The organism is Mesorhizobium sp. M7A.F.Ca.CA.002.15.2.1, assembly GCF_003998715.1.
In the GTDB taxonomy this organism is placed as follows: Bacteria; Pseudomonadota; Alphaproteobacteria; order Rhizobiales; family Rhizobiaceae; genus Mesorhizobium; species Mesorhizobium ciceri.
The window spans coordinates 1-17,557 of sequence record NZ_RZPI01000036.1 but is presented as its reverse complement, the minus strand read 5'-3'; the positions used below and the strand labels follow the sequence as shown (position 1 = coordinate 17,557).

The following is a 17,557-nucleotide window of genomic DNA, read 5'->3' as shown; positions in this document are numbered from 1 at the left end:
GCCTCGGGAAGGTTCCGCCAATATTTCTTCGGCATCTCCTTCTGCATGGTTTTCACCTTCAATCGCGCCGGGTTGAAGATGTTCTCGAAATAGGTGCGCCAGAGCGCCTCGGTATCGTCCTGATCAGGCGCATCGCCCTTGGCCGCGCCCGGCCCGATCGCCAGCCTTTCGCCATCCCAGTCGGCAGAGGCATAAGGGGTCAGGATCGTCCAGCGCATGCCGGTGAAACGTCTGACGAAGAAATCGGCGTTGCGCTCGACGATGAAATGATCCGGCTCGAACCAGGCGACATAGCGCTCATCGGCACCGTCGCCGATTTTCCGGAAACGTACGAAGGCGTGCATCTTGTGGCTGTCGCGCCGCACCGCCTTCTCCATGGCCTCGAGCCGCCTGGTGTCGGAATCCGACGCGATTTCCAGCAGTTTAGCTTCGTCGCGCAATCGCCACAGCATTCGGTAGAGAAAGGCAAACCGGCCGGGATCGGAATGGCAGAACGCCGTTTCGGCATGCCCGAGGAAGTCGCGCGGCACGACGAGTTGCGCGCCCGCAGGCACTTCAGGCAATTGTGCCTGATCAGAGCCTGGCGCGACATGCCAGTCGACGTCCTCGGGCCTGACCTCATTCAAGGCCAGCCGCCGTGCCGCGTCACGCCAGCCGGCAAAATCCGTCTCGCTGTCGAGCCGAACTCTGTATCTGGCGAGATCGAGTTCCGCCGGCCGCATGATCAGAACAACGATAATTGTTCGCAGGAGTGGACGATCCTGTCGCGCAGGCCGGCCTTGTCGGTCAGCGCACCAGGCGACCAGCCTTCGGCGATGATGAAGGGCCTGAGCTTGGCGATCGACTGGCAGAACCGCCCGACATCCTCGAGCCGCATGCGCCGGTGCCGGCGCGTCTCCAAAATCTTCGCCACCACCTTGGTGCCGAGACCCGGCACCCGCAGCAGCGCTTCGCGGTCGGCGCGATTGATGTCGACGGGAAACTGCCCCCGGTTGCGCAGTGCCCAGCCCAGCTTCGGGTCGATGGCGAGATCGAGCATGCCGTCGCTGCTGCCGGCGAGGATTTCCGGTTGCGAAAAGCCGTAAACCGCATCAGCCAGTCGGCCTGATAAAGCCGGTGCTCACGCATCAGCGGCGGCTTCTGCAGGGGCAGCGACGACGACGAATCCGGAATCGGACTGAAGGCCGAGTAATAGACCCGCCGCAGATGGTAGCTGCCATAGAGCCGGGCGCTCGTGTGCAATATGCCGTCGTCGGATGTCTTGTCGGCGCCGATGATCATCTGCGTCGACTGGCCGCCCGGCGCAAAGCGTTCGCGCTTTTTGGTCTTCAAAGTCGGCTCGGCCTTCTCCTCCATCTTCTGGCGCAGCCTGGCCATGGAAAGCCGGATTGTCTCCGGCTTCTTCTCGGGCGCCAGCCGCTTCACACCCTCGTCGGTCGGCAGTTCGACATTGATCGACAGCCGGTCGGCATAGAGACCGGCCTGCTCGACCAGTTCGGCCGAGCTTTCCGGGATGGTCTTCAAATGGATGTAGCCGGAGAATTTCTCCTCCAGGCGCAGCCGGCGCGCCACCTCGACCATCTCGCCCATGGTCTCGTCCGGCGAGCGAACGACACCCGAGGACAGGAACAGGCCTTCTATGTAGTTGCGCCGGTAGAAATCCATGGTCAGCTTCACCACCTCGTCGATGCCAAAGCGGGCGCGCCGCACATTGGACGACGATCGGTTGATGCAGTAGCTGCAATCATAGATGCAGAAATTGGTCAGCAGGATTTTCAGCAGCGAAATGCAGCGGCCGTCCGGCGCGTAGGAATGGCAGATGCCCATGCCCTCGGTGGAGCCGATGCCGCCTGATTCCAGCGAGTCCTTTTTCGCCGCACCCGACGAGGCGCAGGACGCATCGTATTTGGCGGCATCGGAGAGGACAGCCAGTTTTTCACGGACGGTGAGTGCGCTCATCTGTTCATGATATGTTCTTATCCGCCCTTATGCCACCTCATTTGATGGAAACGGCGAAAAAGTGATCGCCCGCCCGGCCCTCAGACTTCGTGCAGATAGAGGTGGTAATCCAGTTCGCTGACCGTGCGTGCCACGCGCAGGTATTCGGACTGTTTGATCGCCACGAAGGTCCGGTGCAGGTCCTCGCCGAGCGCGTTCTTCAGGAAGCTGGACGCCCGGGCCGATTCGATCGCGGCGCGCCAGTCGACAGGCATGGTTGTGCGCGTGACCGCTGCCTCATAGCCGTTGCCGGTCGTTTCGGGCCCCGGATCGAGCCCTTCATCCATGCCCTTGATGATGCCGGCGAGCACGGTTGCGGCGATCAGATAGGGGTTGGCGTCGACGCCCGACGGCCGGTGCTCGATGCGCCGGTTCTTGGCGTCGCCGGCCGGCACACGCAGCGCCACCGATCGGTTGTTGACGCCCCATGTCGGTGCCACCGGCGCATAGGATTGCGAGACGAAGCGCCGCCAGGAATTGGCGTGCGGCGCAAACACCAGCATCGATTCCGCCATGGTCTGGATGAGGCCGCCGAGCCCTTGCAGCAGCGGCAGCGACCAGCTCTCGCCGCCGGCTTCGGCAAAGACGTTTCGGCCGGCTCTGTCCTGCAGCGAAACATGGAAATGCATGCCCGAGCCGGCGTATTTCTCGATCGGCTTGGCCATGAAGCAGGCGGTGACGCCGTGGCGGCGCGCCTGCGCCCGCACCAGCCGCTTCAGCATGACCAGGTCGTCGGCCGCCCGCATCACATCCTTGCGGTAGTTCAGCGTCAATTCGTACTGGCCGGGCGCATATTCGGAAATGACCGTCTCGGCCGGAATGCCTTGCGCCTTGGCTGCGGCATAGATGTCGGAAAACAGCGGCTCCATGCCGTGCAGATGATCAACGGAATAGACTTCCGTCTTGCCCGAGACGCGGCCGTCGAGCACGGCGCGCGCCGGCTGCACCTTGCCGTCGGCGTCGCGCTCATTGGCCAGCAGGAAGAATTCAAGTTCGAAGGCTCCGGCCGGATAGAGGCCCTTGGCCGCCAGGATGTCGACTTGCCGAGCCAACGCCAGCCGCGGATCCGACGACATCGGCCGGCCGTCGAGCATGTACATCGCCATCAGCAGCTGGCCACGTGGCGGGCTCGTGCCGTAGAGCGGCACCAGCGTACCGGGGATCGGCCATGCCCTGAGATCGCCGTCGCCGGTCGTCCAGATCAACCCGGTCTCGTGCACATCCTCGCCGGTGATGTCGAGGCCCAGGATCGAGATCGGCATATGGCGGCCGCCCTCGAAGATGCTCTTCAGCTCATGCCGGCGCACGATCTTGCCGCGGCCGACGCCATTGGCGTCGGTCAGCACGATATCGAAGGCTTCGATCTCGGGATGGGCGTCGAGAAAGGCGTGCGCCTCGGCGGATGTCGAGCCCGAAGGTGAGGTCATTGTGGCATTGGGATGGTCCATCGCCGCTTGTCTCATGCCCCAAGCTTTGCCGCAACCGCGCCGAAGGCGGTGATCAGCCGGTTGACCTGGGTCGCAGTGGTCGCCGGCGAGATCAGCATCATGTTGTGGAAGGGTGCGATCAGCACGCCGCGATTGATCAGCGCGACATGGATGGCGGCCTCCAGTTCCGGCGCATGCGCCACTTCCGCCTCGGCGCCATTGCGCAGCGGACCGGGCGCGCAGATGAACTCGACGCGGGCGCCGACACGGGAAACATGCCAGGGCAGGCGATAGCGATCGATCACGCCGGTCAACCCGGCATCGAGCCGCCGCGCCAGGTGATCCATGCGGTCATAATTTTCCGGCGTCATCACCTCTTCAAGCGCGGCGCGCATCGCTGCGAACTGCAGCGGGTTGGCCGAGAGCGTCGTGCCCATGCCGGAATAGCCCGGCTCCTTGGTCCTGTTGTAGTCCGCGTAGCGCGAGGCGACGTCGTCGCTCATGCCCCAGACACTGGCCGGCACGCCGCCGGCGATCGGCTTGCCCAGGACGAAGAAGTCCGGGTCGAGACCATATTTCCTCGTGTAGCCGCCGGGGCCGGTCGAGATCGTGTGCGTCTCGTCGATCAGAAGCAGTGTGCCGGCTTGGCGTGTCAGTTTGCGCAGGGCGTCATGGTAGCCCGGATCGGCAAGCACCATGCAGGAGTTGGTCAGCACCGGTTCGGCGATGACGCAGGCGACGTCCTTATCCCCAAGCGCGGCTTCGAGTGCTGAGATGTCGTTGAACTCGATGACCTTGGCCGTACGCGTCAGGTCGCGGAACTCGCCCGCCAATCCCGGCCGGTTGACGGGCTTGCCGTCGATCAGCCGCACCATCGTCTCGTCGACCGAGCCATGGTAGCAGCCGTTGAAGACAAGGATCTTCTCCCGGCCGGTGACGGCGCGGGCGACGCGCAATGCAAAACGGTTTGCGTCGGTTGCCGTCGTCGCGATCTGCCAGAATGGCAGGCCGAAGCGCTGCTGCAGCAGCGGCCCGATGGCCAGCGCATCTTCCGAAGGCAGCATATAGGTCAGGCCACGTCCGGCCTGGCGGCGGATGGCGCGCGCCACCGGCGGCGGCGAATGGCCGAACATCGAGCCGGTGTCGCCAAGGCAGAAATCGTCGAGCTTGTTTCCGTCGATGTCGGTGATCGTGGCGCCCTTGGCGCTGTCGACCAGGATCGGAAACGGCGTCGGCCAGTCGTTCATCCAGTGCATCGGCACGCCGCCGAAGAAGCCGGGCAGGCCGTTGCCGACCTTTACCTGAGATTGCGGCCGCGCCTTGCGGAAGGCTGCCCCCTCGGTCTCGCGCAGATCGGCAATGCGGTCGCGGCCGATGCCGCCGATGGACGTCTTGGACATATCGCTGTGCATGAAAACCCCTCTGGTCGATTCCTCTTAGCCAATCCGTGTCTGCATCCGCAATTGGCCGCGCATCTGTCCTGCGTTGGCTCAGCCTTTGGCGGCGGCGCTTGACCGTGCTGCCGAAGTCGGCGCCAATATGAGCGGGAATTGAGGGGGAGGGGTAATGAGGACGGTCATCTGTGTGGCGATGCACCTGTCGTCGGCGAGCGCGGCCTTCGCCTCGGGCGGCATCTGGTGCTCCACCGACGACCCGGCGGCGACATTCGAGGTCGAGGCCGGCGTCACCAGAGGCATGGGCGGGCCGACCTTCAACTTTCGCGGCAACCTCGAAATTCTGAGCCGGCCTGCCAGCGACAGCCTGCGCAAGACCGTGTTCGAGGATTCCAACCTGACGCAGTACTGGCTCGACGGCAAGGAATTGCGGCTGAACATCTATCGTGAGCACGAGGCCGCGCAAAAGATCAACTCGGTCGAACTGACGATCCTGACCAGGACCAGCGACGAAGGCGTCTACGACGGGAGCTATACGCTCTCCATCTACGACGCCGCAGCGGATACGGACCAGGACGGCAAACCGGTCGAAATCAGCGGCAAAGTGTCGTGCGGAGCGGAGTGAGCGGGGTCAGGCCGTGATGTCGATGACGCCGCAGTCGCCTGCCGCGCTGCCGAAGGCGACGCGGCGTTCTTCCTTGTCCCACATCATCGAGGTGATGGCGCCCTTGCCCGGCCGCCGCAACAGCACTTCCTTGGCGTCGGCAAAACGCACCGCCATCACCATGCCGTCATCATAGCCGACGGCGACGACATCCTGGCTCGGGTGACAGGCGACAGCCGTCACCATGGCATTGCCGCGCGTGCCGAGTTCCAGCGGTGCCTTGCCCATCGGCCCGTCCTTGCCGGAAAACGGCCAGACGATCGCCGCCGGCGCGCCGGAACTCGCAAGCCACTTGCCCTTTACGCTCCACGACAGGCTTTTGACCTTGCCGGGATAGCCGGTCATGCGCATGTGCTTGCCGTCGGCGAGCTTCCACCCGTGCAATGCGTTTTCTTGCATGGTGGTGACGAGGAAGGCGCCATCCGGCGAGAAGGTGATGCCGGTATGGGCGCCGGCCCATTCGAGTTCCACCGGCTTGCCCTCGGCGGCCGGGAAATGCAGCGTCGCGCCATTGTAGCGGGCGACGCCGAAGCGCATGCCCTTGGGCGAGAAGGCCAGCCCCTCCACCGAACGCGGATGGACGAATTCCCTGGTCTTGCCGTCGGCGAAGCGCACGAAGGCAGTCTTGCCTGAGGCATAGGCGATGGCGCCTTGCGGCCCGGCGGCAACGCTGGTGATCCACTTCCTGGCCGCGCTTGCCAATTCCGTGGCCTCGCCGCCCGTTTTCACGGCAAACACCTTGCCGTCCTCGCCGCCGGTGATCAGCCGGTCATTGGCCGCATCATGGAAGGCGGCGAGCAGCCCGTCATTGGCCTGAACCGTCTTGTGGCCATGGTCGAGCCGATGGATGGCGCCGTCGGCCATCGCGAAATGCGGCACGTCGCCGAGAAAGGCGGCGGCGATGCAATGGCCTTCGAGGTCTAGGGGGGCGACTGTGGGCATCAGGGAACCATTCCAATGAAGTTTGTTGCCATCCCCGGGAAGTCGCCAGCGCGGCCGGGTGTGGCGCCAACCTTCTCCCCTTGTGGGAGAAGGTGGATCGGCGCGCAGCGCCGAGACGGTTGAGGGGTGTTGGACGGATCGCCGTCGGTGCCCAGCTGGAGCACCCCTCATCCGACCGAGCTTCGCACGGCCACCTTCTCCCACAAGGGGAGAAGGACAGAAGGGGCAGCGCTAGCGTTATAAGGCTTGGAAATCAAGCCGCCTGGCAGGCGTCAAAACTCTTCTTCAGCCGCTCGGCGTCGAGTTCCCTGCCGATGAACACCAGCCGGCTCTCGTGCTTTTCGCCGTCTTTCCAGGCGCGCTGGTGGTCGCCTTCGATGATCATGTGCACGCCCTGGATGACATAGCGCTCGTCGTCGCCCTTGAGCGCGATGATGCCTTTCAGCCGCAGGATGTTGGGGCCTTCCATCTGGGTGATCTTCTCGATCCAGGGGAAGAATTTCTTCGGATCCATCTCGCCGCCGCGCAGCGACACCGATTGCACCGTCACGTCATGAATGTCCGAAGCATGCGCGTGATGGTGGTGGTCGTGCCCGTCATGATCATGGTGGTGGTGATCGTGGCCGTCGTGGTCATGATGATCGTGATCGTCATGCGCCTCGAGGAAGTGCGGATCGTTTTCCAGTGCCCGGGACAGATCGAAAGCGCCGCGGTCGAGTACTTCGGTCAGGTCAACGCCGGCGCGGGTGGTACGATGGATCTTTGCCGCCGGATTGATGGCGCGGATCGTTGCCTCGACCTTGGCGAGTTCTTCTGACGTGACGAGGTCGGTCTTGTTGAGCACGACGACGTCGGCGAAGGCGATCTGGTCCTCGGCTTCCTTGGAATCCTTGAGCCGCAACGGCAGGTGCTTGGCGTCGACCAGCGCCACCACCGCGTCAAGCCTGGTCTTGGAGCGCACATCGTCGTCCATGAAGAAGGTCTGCGCCACCGGCACCGGATCGGCGAGCCCGGTGGTCTCGACGACGATGGCGTCGAAGCGGCCGGGGCGGCGCATCAGGCCCTCGACGACACGGATCAGGTCGCCGCGCACCGTGCAGCAGATGCAGCCATTGTTCATCTCGTAGATTTCCTCGTCGGATTCCACGATCAGATCGTTGTCGATGCCGATTTCACCGAACTCGTTGACGATGACGGCGTAGCGCTTGCCGTGGTTTTCCGACAGGATGCGGTTGAGCAGCGTCGTCTTGCCGGCGCCGAGATAGCCGGTGAGAACGGTTACGGGGATTTGCGTCTGTGCGTCGCTCATGGCTTGCCTCGAAAGTGCTGGGCCGCAAAAGATCCGGCCCTCAAAAGGGATTGTCGGTTCCATATAGGATGTGTGCCGGGCTTTTGCACGGGGCAAACCGATGGGCCAAACCGGCTTGCTACAATACCGGATTTTGACTGGCGAAAGCCGCTGTGATTGCCTAGCTCGGGATGCGGAAGGTCAATTTGAGAGGCAAGATATGTCCGGCAAGCCATCCTCCTTCTCATTGAGCCGGCGCCAGGCGCTCGGGTTGATCGCGGTCACCGCCGGAGGTGGTGCCTTCCTGCCGGCCTCGGCAATGGCCGCTCAATCTTCGGCTGCCCAGGCTTCACCCTATGCCGGACTGGCCTTGTTCGAAAACGGCGCCGGTGTCTGCACCATTACGCCTGAAGTGACCGAGGGACCGTTCTATTTCGACCCGAAACTCGAACGTGCCGATGTCACCGAAGGCAAGAAAGGTATTGCCCTTGACGTCCGGCTGCAGGTTGTCGACGTGGACTGCCGCCCACTTGCCGGCGCCCGCGTCGATATCTGGCATTGCGACGCGCAGGGCGCCTATTCCGGCTATCCCGGACAGGGTGACGGCCGCGACGTCGACACGTCGGGCCAGACCTTCCTGCGTGGTTGGCAGAAAACCGATGCAAGCGGCATCGTCTCCTTCGCCACGATCTATCCCGGCTGGTATCGCGGCCGCACCACCCACATCCATTTCAAGGTCTTCCCCGACGACAGGTCGGTGATGACCGGCCAGTTGTTTTTCCCCGACAGCCTCAGCGAGCAGATCTTCACCTCTGTCGCGCCCTACAATGACCGGCCCGGCAAGCGCGACACTTCAAATGCCGATGACGGCATCGCCAGGCGGGCCGGATCGCAATCGCAGGCTGCGCTGCGCGAGTTGGAGGATGCCTATCAGGCGCTGATGATCGTGGCGGTGAAGTCCGGCTGAGCGTTCCCTCACGCACCTTGTCAGCGGCGAAAACTCCGGTCACGAATTCGTTTGTCATCTAACTGAAATAAACATCTGGCATTAGCCACGGCGGACACCACAATGCTTGCCGGCAAAGCTGTTTGAAGCACCGGAATCTTTTTGATCGTCGATTGCCAACCGGCCGGCTGCCTCTATGCTGCCCGCACCGGTACGGCCGAAGAGGGAAGACCATGGCCAAGGCGGACAAGACTGCGACAATGAGCCGGCTGCATTCCGCGGCAAGGCTGGCAAGGACGGCGCTGGCTGCCCGGCTTCTGGCGCACGGCTTCTATGCCGGCCAGGACCAGATCATGCTGGCGCTCGACCGTGAGGACGGCCAGACGCCGGGCAATCTTGCCGGACGTCTCGGCGTGCGCCCGCCGACGATCACCAAGACCATCAACCGGCTGCAGGCCCAGGGGTTCCTGGAGAAGCGCGCTTCTGAAGCCGATGCCCGCCAGGCCCACATCTTTCTCACCGATACAGGCCGCGACATCATCCACGCCATCGAGAAATCGGTGAAGAAGACCGAAAAGCAGGCGCTGAAGGGCCTCGACAAGAAGGACCAGAAGTCGCTGTTCAAACTGCTTGCCCGCATCGAGGCCAACCTCTCGAACGAGGAATTGGTGCTCATCGACGACGACGCCGAGTCGGACGACTGACCGGCGGATTGTCGCGGCAGGCGATCAAGCCGCCGCGGCAGAGCCCTGGATCAGCGACGACCAGCGTCCCGGTGTCATGCCGAACGCCTTCTTGAACTGCCTGATGAAATGGCTCTGGTCGCTGAAGCCGGCTTCGACCGCGATCTGCGCCAACGGTTCGCCGGCGGCGATCATCCGCCGCGCACGCTGAAGCCGGCGCATCACCAGGAAGCGATGCGGACTGGTCGAGAACGCCGCGCGGAAATGCCGTGACAAGGCATAGCGGTCGAGCCCGGTTATGGCTTCCAGTTCGCCGGAGCGCACCGGCCGGGTCAGGTTTTCCGTGAGATAGTCGCGCGCCAGTGCAGCCGCCCGCCACGCCGTCCTGGTCATCGGCTTTGCCGGCTGGCCACCATGCCGGGTCAGGCTTTGCATCAGTTGGACCAGGAAATCGTCGACGAACAGGTCGTCGAGTTCCTGCTCCAGCGGCCCCAGCGCCGAAAGCAGCGTTGCGCAAAAGGCGGCGTCCGTCACCACGCCATCCCTCACAAAAGGCAGCGAAGCGCCGCCGAGGCAGTCGAGCATCAGCGACGGCTCCAAATAGAGCATTCGGTAGCGCAGGCCGTCCTCGGTGCCGGCGCCGCCGTCATGCAGTTCGTCGGGGTGTAGCACGATGATCTGGCCTGGAAGGCTGTGACGCGCAGCACCAAGATAGCGAAACGTCTGCACACCGTGCAGCGTTACCCCGATCGCATAGGTGTCGTGGCGATGCAGGTCGAACGCGCTGCCATGGAAGCGTGCCTCGATCCGCTCCATGCCTGCGGGATCGGGGGCGGAGATAATACGGTTTTCCGCCGCATCGATGCACAAACGTCCAAGACCCTCGAAGGCCTGGCTGTCTAGATCGTGCGACATCGTCTCCTTAAGCCTCGCATTGGGGCACAAACCGAATGGCCAATGTCTCATGTTCGATACGAAATTTGCAATCGTGCTCAGGGAAGATCTGGCGGTCTGGCAGAAACTCAACGTCACCGCCTTCCTGACCAGCGGCATCGTCGCGCAGTTTTCCGATATCATCGGTGAACCCTATCGCGACCGCGCCGGCAATCTCTATAACCCGCTGTCGATCCAGCCGGTCATCGTTTTGTCCGCCGACCAGGCCACGCTGGGCACGATCCACCGGCGCACATTGGAGCGCGGCGTGACCACCTCGCTCTATGTCGAGGAGATGTTTTCGACCGGCTTTGACGCGGCCAACCGCGCCGTCTTCGCCGAATTTGCGCCTGAAGACGCCAAGGCGGTCGGGATCGCGCTTCGCGCCGACAAGAAGCTGGTCGACAAGATCACCAAGGGCGCCCGTATGCACCCGTAGCTTCAGAGGCATCGACTAAGCCTGCCGCCGACACTTGTTGTGCCAGCCGGCTTTGGCGTGGCGACAGCCGACAATTGGCTTGCCGGGAGCCGGCAATTCCCGCAAAGGTGGGTCCAGCCCAGCTCCCACCCGGCCTGCAAGTGAGTGCTCCCCAAAGACATGTAGAAAGCGCGACGCCCCCGGTGGCGATCCTGTGCATGCTTTCCACTTACGTCTGCTTCACCTTCCTCGACACATCAAGCAAATACCTCGTCCTCGCCGGCATTTCCGTGCTGGTCGTTGCCTGGGTGCGCTTTGCCGTGCATGTCATCCTGGTCGGCACCCTGTTGCGCGGCTGGCGCCAACCCATGCGGTTTCGCCCGATCAACCTGCCTGCGCATATCCTGCGCGGGGCTTTCCTGTTCGGATCGACCATATTCAATGTCCTGGCGCTCAAATCCCTGCAACTGGCCGAGACAACCTCGATCTATTTCTTTGGGCCGATGGTGATCACGGCGCTGGCCGGTCCGCTGCTTGGCGAGTGGGCGGGCTGGCGGCGCTGGCTGGCCATCCTGGCGGCCTTTGCCGGCGTCCTCATCATCACCCGACCGGGCGTCGGCGTGTTCGGCATCGGACATCTCTTCGCGCTCGGCTCGATGCTGTCGAACTGCTTCTACGTCATCATGACGCGCCGCATGTCGGCGACCGAGACATCGGAGAGCCTCATCCTGTTTTCGGCGCTGGCGCCGGCGCTGCTGCTGTTGCCCCTGCTGCCGTTTTCGTTTTCCTTGCCGCATGACGGCTGGCACTGGTTCGTGCTGCTGATGCTCGGCGTGTTCGGCGGCGTCGGTCACTGGCTGCTCGTCCAGGCCTACCGGCTGGCGACGACCACGGCTTTGGCGCCCTATCCCTATTCGCAGATGGTGTGGATGATCATTTCCGGATGGATCGTCTTCAAGCAGTTTCCCGACCGCTGGACGCTGGTCGGCGCCGCCATCATCGTCGCCAGCGGCCTCTACATCGTCCATCGCGAGCATAGGCTTCGGCTGCGGAGCCGCGCGGCCTCGGACGTCGAGGCCGAGGCGTTGGCAAAAAAACTTTGATTTGCCCCCGATCGGTGGCATAACGCCGCCTTTAAACAGTTTAGGTCTGGAAAGTCAGGTCCGGGGAGCACACGTCGCTGGCACAAAAAATCAAGCTTTCGACGATCGCGGATGCGCTCGGCGTGTCCACGGCCACGGTCTCGCTGGCGCTGCGCGACAGCCCTCTTGTTGCCGGGACCACCCGTGACCGCATCAAGGAACATGCCCGCGCCATCGGCTATATCTACAACCGACGCGCCGCCAGCCTGCGCACCTCGCGTTCCGGCATTGTCGGCGTCGTCGTGCACGACATCATGAACCCGTTCTTCGCCGAGATCCTGCGCTCGATCGAAAGCGAGCTCGACCGCAGCCGGCAAACCTTCATCCTGTCCAACCACTATGATCAGCTCGAAAAGCAGCGCACTTTCATCGATACGCTTTTGCAACTCGGCGCCGACGGCGTCATCATGTCGCCGGCGATAGGCACGCCGGCTTCCGACATCGTGATGGCCGAGGAGAACGGCCTGCCGGCTGTGCTGATCGCGCGCACCGTCGAGGGTGCCGACGTGCCGGTCTTTCGCGGCGACGACTCCTATGGAACAGGCCTCGCCACCAATCACCTGATCTCGCTCGGCCACAAGCGCATCGCCATGATCGGCGGCACCGACCAGACCTCGACCGGCCGTGACCGCTACCAAGGCTATGTCAACGCGATGGAGGCGGCCGGGCTGGAAGTCGGGCCGTCCTGGCGCATCGCCGGGCCGCGCACCAAGCAGGCCGGCTTCGAGGCCGCCGGGCAGTTCCTGGCGCTGAAGGACAGGCCGACAGCTGCCTGCTGCTGGAACGACCTCGTCGCCATCGGTCTGATGAACGGCATTGCCCGCGCCGGCCTGGTGCCGGGCGTCGACATCTCGGTCACCGGCTATGACGACCTCGAAGAGGCGGCGATCGCGACGCCGGCGCTGACCACAGTCTGGAACGGCCAGCGCGAGGTTGGCCGCCGCGCCGCCAGCGCGCTGCTCGACAAGCTCAACGGCCAGACGGTGCGACCCTCGCAGGAATTGATCAAGCCGGAACTGCATGTGCGTCAGTCGACCGGCAAGCCGGTGGAGCGTGCATGACCAAGGCCGAACAGTTGCAGACCGTCGCCATCCTGGTGCCGGGCGATTTCAACGACCACGCGGTCGACCGCATCAACCGCACGTTCAGGCGTGTCAGAATTGAACGCGCCGATCCGGCGCTCGTCACCGACGAGATGCGCAGTGATGTGCGCGGCATCGCTTCGTTCGCCGGCATCAACGCGGCGATGATGGACGCATTGCCCAACCTCGAACTCATCGCTTCCTTCGGCGTCGGCTATGATTCGGTCGATGTCGGTCATGCGGCGGCGAAAAACATCATGGTCACCAACACGCCCGACGTGTTGACCGAGGAGGTCGCCGACACCACGATCGGGCTGTTGATCAACACCATCCGCGACCTGCCGCGCGCCGAGACCTGGCTGCGCGACGGCAGCTGGGTGCGCAAGGGCAACTATCCGCTGAGCCGGCTGACCTTGCGCGGGCGCAGTGTGGGTATTTTCGGCATGGGCCGCATCGGGCAGGCCATTGCCCGGCGTCTGGAGGCCTTTGGCTTGCCGGTCGCCTACCACAACCGGCGCCGTGTCGAAGGTCTTTCCTACCACTATCATGCGACCCTGAAAGGGCTTGCCGAAGCCGTGGATACGTTGATTTCGGTCGCGCCGGGCGGCGCCTCGACGGAGAAGGCGGTCAATGCCGAGATACTGTCGGCGCTTGGCGCCAACGGCGTCTTCGTCAACATCGGCCGTGGCAGCACGGTCGATGAGGCAGCGCTTGCGGCAGCCCTTGCCAACGGCACCATCGCCGCTGCCGGCCTCGATGTCTTTGCCGACGAACCGAACGTGCCCAAGGCGCTGCTCGACGCGCCCAACACCTCGCTGCTGCCGCATGTCGGCTCGGCCTCGGACCATACACGCCGCGCCATGGCGGATCTGTGCGTCGACAATCTGGTGTCCTGGTTCACCGAGCGCCGGCCGCTGACGCCGGTGCCCGAGACGGCGCATGTGAAGGCTAGAAACTGATCGGTGGCTGCCACATTTATTAACGTCAGCTTAACCCTTTGGAATCATTGTTCAACCTGTCCGTGTACGTGGATGAAGAATGATGAAAGCACTTTCCGCATTGATCGCTGCCGCAGCGCTGTTTGGTGGCATTCAGCTGTTTCATGGCGGCAGCCGGGAAAGCGTAGCCAACGAGGCCGCCCCGTCCAACAGCTACAGGCTGGTCGCCAATGGCGATGAGGCGGTCTGTGCAGTCAGCCGCGGGGCCGAAATTTCGGACGGTTTGTCGTTGCTCACCGTTGCTCCCAAATGCCGTCGGCTCTTGCCGGGCATAGAACAGGCGAAGTTCTGGCGCGAGCAAAACGATGGCACCGTTGCCTTCAGCGCCAATGGCACCGATCCAATCGTCACCTTCGCGGCTGCCGATGGCGACGGCTACGAATCCTATGCCCCGGCGCTGCCGCTGCTGTCGCTGGCGGCCACCCGTGATAAAAAATCCGGCGACTGATTATTCCGCTGCGGCCCGCGCGCCGGCCTTCGCTGCGGCGTGCAGCCGAACCGCATCGCCGAAGGCACGGAATATTTTCACCGAATTGCTGTCCGACTTGACCCAGTATTCCGGATGCCATTGCACGCCGACGGCGAAGGCGCGGGCGTCCCGCACCGAAACCGCCTCGACCGTGCCGTCGGTGGCGACGGCCTCGACCTGCAGCTTCGAACCGAGCCGGTCGATCGCCTGGCGGTGCAACGAATTGACCTTGATGTCGCCGGCACCGAACACACCGGCCAGGCAACTGTCAGGTTTGATCGAAATGGTCTGGTGGATGGCGAAGCGTTCGTCCTGCTTCTCGCTCACCGGCGCGCGGTGATCGAGCGAACCCTCGCGCTCCTGGATCTCGGTGCCGAGCGTGCCGCCCAACGCCACGTTCAGTTCCTGGATGCCGCGGCAGATGGCGAGCAGCGGCACGCCGCGTTCGATCGCCCGGCGGATCAGCGGCAGCGTCGTGGCGTCGCGCGCCGGATCATAGGGGCCATTGGCTTCACTGGCGTCGCCGCCATAGAGCGAGGGATGCACATTGGATTTCGAGCCGGTGACCATGACGCCGTCGACCGACGACAGGAGTTCGTCGAAATCGAGCCGGTCGCCGAACGATGGCACCAGCACCGGGAACACGCCGGCGCCGGTGATCGCCGCTTCCAGATATTGTTGTGGGGCGGCGTGCCAGGTGTAGTTGTCGAACTGACGGACGTCGGTCGATATGGCGACGAGCGGCTGATGCATTTGGGCTCTGTGTTCCATTTGGGCAAGGGATACCTGCCTTCAAAATAGGCGATCCCACGTTATTTTTCCATGCCAAGTTTCGGCGTGTCGCATGGGCCACGAAACGGCCTGTTAGACTATAGTTGCAGTGCAGCCGGGCTTCGCCGTCAAATGGGGCCGGCCTGCTGGACTCGACTTCTTGCCTGTGTATTGTCTCGAACGAACCGACACGGAAACCGAGGATTTTCTGACGTCGGCCTGTTGATCCAAAAGGGAGGAACTTCATGGATCGTCGTTCATTCATTCGCAAGGCCGGTGTCACCGGCGTCGGTGCCGCGGCGGCGGCGGCCACGCTGGCGGCGCCTGCAATCGCCCAGTCCAATCCCAAGGTGACATGGCGGCTGGCGTCGTCCTTCCCGAAGTCGCTCGACACCATCTATGGCGGCGCCGAGGTGTTCTCGAAGATGCTGTCGGAAGCCACCGACGGCAATTTCCAGATCCAGGTTTTTGCTGCCGGTGAGCTGGTGCCTGGCCTGCAGGCCGCCGACGCCACCACGGCCGGCACGGTCGAGGCCTGCCATACGGTGGCATATTACTACTGGGGCAAGGACCCGACATGGGCGCTCGGTGCGGCGGTTCCCTTTTCGCTCAACGCACGCGGCATGAATGCCTGGCATTACCATGGTGGCGGCATCGACCTGTTCAACGAGTTTCTCGCCACGCAGGGCCTTTTCGGCCTGCCGGGCGGCAACACCGGCGTGCAGATGGGTGGCTGGTTCCGAAAGGAAATCAACACGGTGGCCGACCTTTCCGGCCTCAAGATGCGAATCGGCGGTTTTGCCGGCAAGGTGGTGCAGAAACTCGGCGTCGTGCCGCAGCAGATCGCCGGCGGCGACATCTATCCGGCGTTGGAAAAAGGCACCATCGACGCGGCCGAATGGGTCGGCCCCTATGACGACGAGAAGCTCGGCTTCTACAAGGTGGCGCCCTATTATTACTATCCCGGCTGGTGGGAGGGCGGCCCGACCGTCCACCTGATGTTCAACAAGGCGAAGTACGAAGAGCTTTCGCCAACGTACAAGTCGCTGCTGCACACTGCCGCGCAGGCGGCCGACGCCAACATGCTGCAGAAATACGATTATCTGAACCCTGCGGCGGTGAAGCGGCTGGTGGCCGGCGGCGCGAAACTGCGCCCGTTCAGCCAGGAGATCATGGCCGCCTGCTTCGAAAAGGCCAACGAGGTCTATACCGAAATGGAAGCTTCCAACGCCCCGTTCAAGAAGATCTGGGAATCGATCAAGGGCTTCCGCAAGGAGCATTATCTCTGGGCACAGGTGGCCGAATACAATTACGACACCTTCATGATGGTCCAGCAGCGCAACGGCAAGCTGTAGTCGTTTGTACTTCTGCTCAAAAGCTCTCTGGGCGGACCCCGCTTAGAGAGCTTTTCTGTATATGCCGGGAGGCGAAGCCGGCGGTTCAGCCGCGGCGCGGCACCACCAGAACCTTGACCTCGCCGGGCGCCGGCGGATTGGCGATCACCGCTGGCGCTTCTTCAAGCGACACCTGCCTGGAGATCAGCCTGTCGATCTCGACCGCACCGGAAGCGATGAGTTCGGCGGCGCGGCGATGGGTGTAGGGATTGAGGAAGGAACCGAGCACCTTCAGTTCCCGGAACAACAGGTCGAACGGCTCGAATTCCGCTTTCATGCCTTGCGGCGTCACGCCGACAATGACGACCGTGCCGCCGGCTCGGGCCAGGCGCATGGACTGCTCGACGGTCTCTCGCACGCCGGCGCATTCGAAGACGACGTCGACGCCACCTGGCGCCAGACCGGCCGGTCCGGCGATCGCATCGATGACATCGGTGGCTGTCGGATCGATCGTCGCTGTCGCGCCGAGGTCCTCGGCGAGGGCGCGCCGCGAAGCCTGCCTGGTCGACAGGATGATGGTCGTGGCTCCCGCCAGTCTTGCCAGCTGCACGGTGAGCAGGCCGATCACGCCGCCGCCAAGCACGACCACCGAGCTGCCCGGTTTGATACCGGCAAGGTCGACGCCGTGCAGGCAACAGCCGAGCGGCTCGCAGAAGGCACCGTGCAGGGGGTTCAGGCCTGCAGGCAGGACGAAAGCCTGCTTCTGCGGCAAGGCAAGATATTCGGCAAAGCCGCCGTCGCGATGAATGCCGATCGCGCACAGATTGCTGCAGAGATTGACTTGTCCCGCGTGACAGTGTGCGCAGCGCCCACAGGCTATGTTGGGGTCGCCGGTAACACGATCGCCGATGGCAAAACCCGAGACCGATGTTCCGATCGCCTCGACGATGCCGGAAAACTCATGGCCGGGCGTCACCGGTGGCGTGCAGGGAAATTCACCGTGAAACAGATGCCGGTCCGTGCCGCAGACGCCGCAGGCTTCGATGCGCACCAGTAGCTCATCCGCAC

At 63.5% G+C, this 17,557-nt stretch carries 17 protein-coding genes and 1 pseudogene; 9 read left to right on the top strand and 9 right to left on the bottom strand.

Going from position 1 to position 17,557, the window contains the following annotated elements:
* The 4 genes and pseudogenes from ENZ74_RS04245 to ENZ74_RS04230 all read right to left on the bottom strand — a co-directional run.
* Positions 1-722, bottom strand: a 722-nt coding sequence (locus ENZ74_RS04245; RefSeq protein WP_164760947.1) for a TIGR03915 family putative DNA repair protein, incomplete at its 3' end; no start/stop codon positions are given.
* A gap of 2 nt (positions 723-724) precedes the next feature.
* Positions 725-1,959 (bottom strand): annotated as a pseudogene (locus ENZ74_RS04240) (putative DNA modification/repair radical SAM protein).
* 80 nt (positions 1,960-2,039) lie between these two features.
* Positions 2,040-3,446: a glutamine synthetase family protein gene (locus tag ENZ74_RS04235; RefSeq protein WP_082826626.1), complete on the bottom strand. Its 1,407-nt coding sequence runs from the start codon at positions 3,444-3,446 to the stop codon at positions 2,040-2,042.
* Positions 3,447-3,457: 11 nt separating this feature from the next.
* Positions 3,458-4,837 carry an aspartate aminotransferase family protein gene (locus ENZ74_RS04230; RefSeq protein WP_063169830.1) on the bottom strand — a complete coding sequence of 460 codons (1,380 nt, stop codon included), beginning with the start codon at positions 4,835-4,837 and terminating at the stop codon, positions 3,458-3,460.
* Between the two features lie 154 nt (positions 4,838-4,991).
* Between ENZ74_RS04230 and ENZ74_RS04225 the strand changes: the two genes are divergently transcribed.
* Positions 4,992-5,444, top strand: a complete 453-nt coding sequence (locus tag ENZ74_RS04225) for a hypothetical protein (RefSeq protein WP_063169831.1) — start codon at positions 4,992-4,994, stop codon at positions 5,442-5,444.
* 6 nt (positions 5,445-5,450) lie between these two features.
* Here ENZ74_RS04225 and ENZ74_RS04220 read toward each other — a convergent pair whose 3' ends face one another.
* Both ENZ74_RS04220 and ENZ74_RS04215 read right to left on the bottom strand, forming a co-directional pair.
* On the bottom strand, positions 5,451-6,425 hold the full coding sequence (locus ENZ74_RS04220) for a WD40 repeat domain-containing protein (protein WP_013528226.1): 975 nt from the start codon (positions 6,423-6,425) through the stop codon (positions 5,451-5,453).
* Positions 6,426-6,678: 253 nt separating this feature from the next.
* A complete protein-coding gene (locus ENZ74_RS04215) occupies positions 6,679-7,734 on the bottom strand; it encodes a GTP-binding protein (RefSeq protein ID WP_063169832.1) in 1,056 nt (351 codons plus the stop codon).
* A 199-nt stretch (positions 7,735-7,933) separates the two neighbouring features.
* Here ENZ74_RS04215 and ENZ74_RS04210 point away from each other — a divergent pair, with 199 nt between their 5' ends.
* Together ENZ74_RS04210 and ENZ74_RS04205 are read left to right on the top strand one after the other, a co-directional pair.
* Positions 7,934-8,680, top strand: a complete 747-nt coding sequence (locus ENZ74_RS04210; protein WP_063169833.1) for an intradiol ring-cleavage dioxygenase — start codon at positions 7,934-7,936, stop codon at positions 8,678-8,680.
* Positions 8,681-8,892: 212 nt separating this feature from the next.
* Positions 8,893-9,363, top strand: coding sequence for a MarR family winged helix-turn-helix transcriptional regulator (locus ENZ74_RS04205; RefSeq protein WP_013528223.1), 471 nt, complete (start codon positions 8,893-8,895; stop codon positions 9,361-9,363).
* A 24-nt stretch (positions 9,364-9,387) separates the two neighbouring features.
* On the opposite strand, the gene ENZ74_RS04200 is transcribed toward ENZ74_RS04205, so the two are convergent.
* On the bottom strand, positions 9,388-10,257 hold the full coding sequence (locus ENZ74_RS04200; protein ID WP_027164197.1) for an AraC family transcriptional regulator: 870 nt from the start codon (positions 10,255-10,257) through the stop codon (positions 9,388-9,390).
* Between the two features lie 49 nt (positions 10,258-10,306).
* Here ENZ74_RS04200 and ENZ74_RS04195 point away from each other — a divergent pair, with 49 nt between their 5' ends.
* The 5 genes from ENZ74_RS04195 to ENZ74_RS04175 all read left to right on the top strand — a co-directional run bounded on the left by ENZ74_RS04195 (position 10,307) and on the right by ENZ74_RS04175 (position 14,363).
* Positions 10,307-10,714 (top strand): DUF2000 family protein, encoded by a 408-nt coding sequence (locus ENZ74_RS04195; RefSeq protein WP_013528221.1) that lies wholly within the window; start codon positions 10,307-10,309, stop codon positions 10,712-10,714.
* A 197-nt stretch (positions 10,715-10,911) separates the two neighbouring features.
* Entirely contained in the window at positions 10,912-11,796 is an 885-nt protein-coding gene (locus tag ENZ74_RS04190; protein ID WP_063169834.1) for a DMT family transporter, read from the top strand.
* Between the two features lie 77 nt (positions 11,797-11,873).
* Complete coding sequence (locus ENZ74_RS04185; protein ID WP_082826628.1) at positions 11,874-12,896, top strand: LacI family DNA-binding transcriptional regulator; 1,023 nt, start codon at positions 11,874-11,876, stop codon at positions 12,894-12,896.
* Entirely contained in the window at positions 12,893-13,876 is a 984-nt protein-coding gene (locus tag ENZ74_RS04180; protein WP_013528218.1) for a 2-hydroxyacid dehydrogenase, read from the top strand. Before ENZ74_RS04185 ends, ENZ74_RS04180 begins: the two co-directional genes overlap by 4 nt.
* An 82-nt stretch (positions 13,877-13,958) precedes the next feature.
* A complete protein-coding gene (locus ENZ74_RS04175; RefSeq protein WP_024501916.1) occupies positions 13,959-14,363 on the top strand; it encodes a hypothetical protein in 405 nt (134 codons plus the stop codon).
* Here ENZ74_RS04175 and ENZ74_RS04170 read toward each other — a convergent pair whose 3' ends face one another.
* Entirely contained in the window at positions 14,364-15,137 is a 774-nt protein-coding gene (locus ENZ74_RS04170) for a gamma-glutamyl-gamma-aminobutyrate hydrolase family protein (protein WP_063169836.1), read from the bottom strand.
* A 263-nt stretch (positions 15,138-15,400) separates the two neighbouring features.
* Between ENZ74_RS04170 and ENZ74_RS04165 the strand changes: the two genes are divergently transcribed.
* Positions 15,401-16,510 (top strand): TRAP transporter substrate-binding protein, encoded by a 1,110-nt coding sequence (locus ENZ74_RS04165; RefSeq protein WP_013528215.1) that lies wholly within the window; start codon positions 15,401-15,403, stop codon positions 16,508-16,510.
* An 85-nt stretch (positions 16,511-16,595) separates the two neighbouring features.
* Here the strand turns inward: ENZ74_RS04165 and ENZ74_RS04160 are convergent.
* Positions 16,596-17,557, bottom strand: a 962-nt coding sequence (locus tag ENZ74_RS04160; protein ID WP_127312673.1) for a zinc-dependent alcohol dehydrogenase family protein, incomplete at its 5' end; no start/stop codon positions are given.